The sequence below is a fragment of the Enterococcus pingfangensis genome, assembly GCF_005405205.1.
GTDB lineage: Bacteria > Bacillota > Bacilli > Lactobacillales > Enterococcaceae > Enterococcus_A > Enterococcus_A pingfangensis.
The window spans coordinates 1-3,257 of sequence record NZ_BJDP01000022.1; the positions used below are offsets into that span (position 1 = coordinate 1).

Consider the following 3,257-nt stretch of genomic DNA (forward strand, 5'->3'; position numbering starts at 1 on the left):
TCAATCGTTCATTGAAAACTGGATACAGAAACAAACCAAACAAACCGAGAACACCGCGTTGAATGAGTTTTTTAATAAGTTCAATTGCTTATTTTTTATCTGATTGGGAAGTCTATCGCTAGATGGAACAATCAAACCCCTAACGAAAGTTAGGTTAAGGTTAAGTGAATAAGGGCGCACGGTGGATGCCTTGGCACTAGGAGCCGATGAAGGACGGGACTAACACCGATATGCTTCGGGGAGCTGTAAGTAAGCTTTGATCCGGAGATTTCCGAATGGGGAAACCCAGCATCTTTTATAGGATGTTACTTTTCAGTGAATACATAGCTGATTAGAGGTAGACGCAGAGAACTGAAACATCTAAGTACCTGCAGGAAGAGAAAGAAAATTCGATTCCCTGAGTAGCGGCGAGCGAAACGGGAAAAGCCCAAACCAAGAGGCTTGCCTCTTGGGGTTGTAGGACTCCGATATGGTAGTTCAGTGAGATAGTCGAAGGACCTGGAAAGGTCTGCTAGAAAGGGTAAAAGCCCCGTAGACAAAATTTGACTGGCACCTAGGAGGATCCTGAGTACGGCGGAACACGAGGAATTCCGTCGGAATCCGGGAGGACCATCTCCCAAGGCTAAATACTCCCTAGTGACCGATAGTGAACCAGTACCGTGAGGGAAAGGTGAAAAGCACCCCGGAAGGGGAGTGAAATAGATCCTGAAACCGTGTGCCTACAACAAGTTAAAGCCCGTTAATGGGTGATAGCGTGCCTTTTGTAGAATGAACCGGCGAGTTACGATTACTTGCGAGGTTAAGTTGAAAAAACGGAGCCGTAGCGAAAGCGAGTCTGAATAGGGCGAATGAGTAAGTGGTCGTAGACCCGAAACCATGTGATCTACCCATGTCCAGGTTGAAGGTGCGGTAAAACGCACTGGAGGACCGAACCCACGTACGTTGAAAAGTGCGGGGATGAGGTGTGGGTAGCGGAGAAATTCCAAACGAACTTGGAGATAGCTGGTTCTCTCCGAAATAGCTTTAGGGCTAGCCTCAGAGTAAGAATGATGGAGGTAGAGCACTGTTTGGACTAGGGGCCCATCTCGGGTTACCGAATTCAGATAAACTCCGAATGCCATCCATTCATCTCTGGGAGTCAGACTGTGAGTGATAAGATCCATAGTCGAAAGGGAAACAGCCCAGACCACCAGCTAAGGTCCCCAAATAACTATTAAGTGGAAAAGGATGTGGGGTTGCACAGACAACTAGGATGTTGGCTCAGAAGCAGCCACCATTTAAAGAGTGCGTAATAGCTCACTAGTCGAGTGACCCTGCGCCGAAAATGTACCGGGGCTAAATAGTTTACCGAAGCTGTGGAACATACCTTTAGGTATGTTGGTAGGAGAGCGTTCTAAGGGCGTTGAAGGTAGATCGTGAGGACTACTGGAGCGCTTAGAAGTGAGAATGCCGGTATGAGTAGCGAAAGACAGGTGAGAATCCTGTCCACCGAATGACTAAGGTTTCCTGGGGAAGGCTCGTCCGCCCAGGGTTAGTCGGGACCTAAGCCGAGGCCGAAAGGCGTAGGCGATGGATAACAGGTTGATATTCCTGTACCCGTTGTTTTTGTTTGAGCAATGGAGGGACGCAGGAGGCTAAGGAATCAGACGAATGGAAATGTCTGTCCAAGCAACAAGTCTTGGTGTGAGTCAAATGCTTGCATCTTTAAGGACAAGTTGTGATGGGGAGGGAAATAATAGTACCGAAGTTCCCGATGTCACACTGCCGAGAAAAGCTTCTAGTAAGAAAACAATGGCCCGTACCGCAAACCGACACAGGTAGTCGAGGAGAGAATCCTAAGGTGAGCGAGAGAACTCTCGTTAAGGAACTCGGCAAAATGACCCCGTAACTTCGGGAGAAGGGGTGCTGATCTAACGATCAGCCGCAGTGAATAGGCCCAAGCGACTGTTTATCAAAAACACAGGTCTCTGCAAAATCGAAAGATGACGTATAGGGGCTGACGCCTGCCCGGTGCTGGAAGGTTAAGAGGAGTGCTTAGCGTAAGCGAAGGTACGAATTGAAGCCCCAGTAAACGGCGGCCGTAACTATAACGGTCCTAAGGTAGCGAAATTCCTTGTCGGGTAAGTTCCGACCCGCACGAAAGGCGTAACGATTTGGGCACTGTCTCAACGAGAGACTCGGTGAAATTTTAGTACCTGTGAAGATGCAGGTTACCCGCGACAGGACGGAAAGACCCCATGGAGCTTTACTGCAGTTTGATATTGAGTGTTTGTACCACATGTACAGGATAGGTAGGAGCCGTAGAAGTCGGGACGCTAGTTTCGACAGAGGCGCTGGTGGGATACTACCCCTGTGTTATGACCACTCTAACCCGCACCACTAAGCGTGGTGGGAGACAGTGTCAGATGGGCAGTTTGACTGGGGCGGTCGCCTCCTAAAGAGTAACGGAGGCGCCCAAAGGTTCCCTCAGAATGGTTGGAAATCATTCGCAGAGTGTAAAGGCACAAGGGAGCTTGACTGCGAGACCTACAAGTCGAGCAGGGACGAAAGTCGGGCTTAGTGATCCGGTGGTTCCGCATGGAAGGGCCATCGCTCAACGGATAAAAGCTACCCTGGGGATAACAGGCTTATCTCCCCCAAGAGTCCACATCGACGGGGAGGTTTGGCACCTCGATGTCGGCTCGTCGCATCCTGGGGCTGTAGTCGGTCCCAAGGGTTGGGCTGTTCGCCCATTAAAGCGGCACGCGAGCTGGGTTCAGAACGTCGTGAGACAGTTCGGTCCCTATCCGTCGCGGGCGTTGGAAATTTGAGAGGATCTGTCCTTAGTACGAGAGGACCGGGATGGACTTACCGCTGGTGTACCAGTTGTCTCGCCAGAGGCATCGCTGGGTAGCTATGTAGGGAAGGGATAAACGCTGAAAGCATCTAAGTGTGAAGCCCACCTCAAGATGAGATTTCCCATTTCTTAAAGAAAGTAAGATCCCTGAGAGAAGATCAGGTAGATAGGTCAGAAGTGGAAGTGCAGTGATGTACGGAGCGGACTGATACTAATCGATCGAGGACTTAACCAAAAATTGATTCACGGTTGTTTGAATGTTTCTGATCCAGTTTTGAGTGAACGAAGTTTACTCAAACAAATAGTGTGGTGGCGATAGCGAGAAGGATACACCTGTTCCCATGTCGAACACAGAAGTTAAGCTTCTTAGCGCCGATTGTAGTGAGGGGTTGCCCCTTGTGAGATTAGGACGTCGCCACGC

General features: G+C 49.7%; 2 rRNA genes. Both read left to right on the forward strand.

What is annotated here, in order from left to right:
* Positions 1-158 precede the first annotated feature (158 nt).
* A 23S ribosomal RNA gene (locus tag FFM63_RS09735) occupies positions 159-3,071 on the forward strand.
* Between the two features lie 70 nt (positions 3,072-3,141).
* Positions 3,142-3,257: ribosomal RNA gene (gene rrf / locus FFM63_RS09740) — 5S ribosomal RNA — on the forward strand.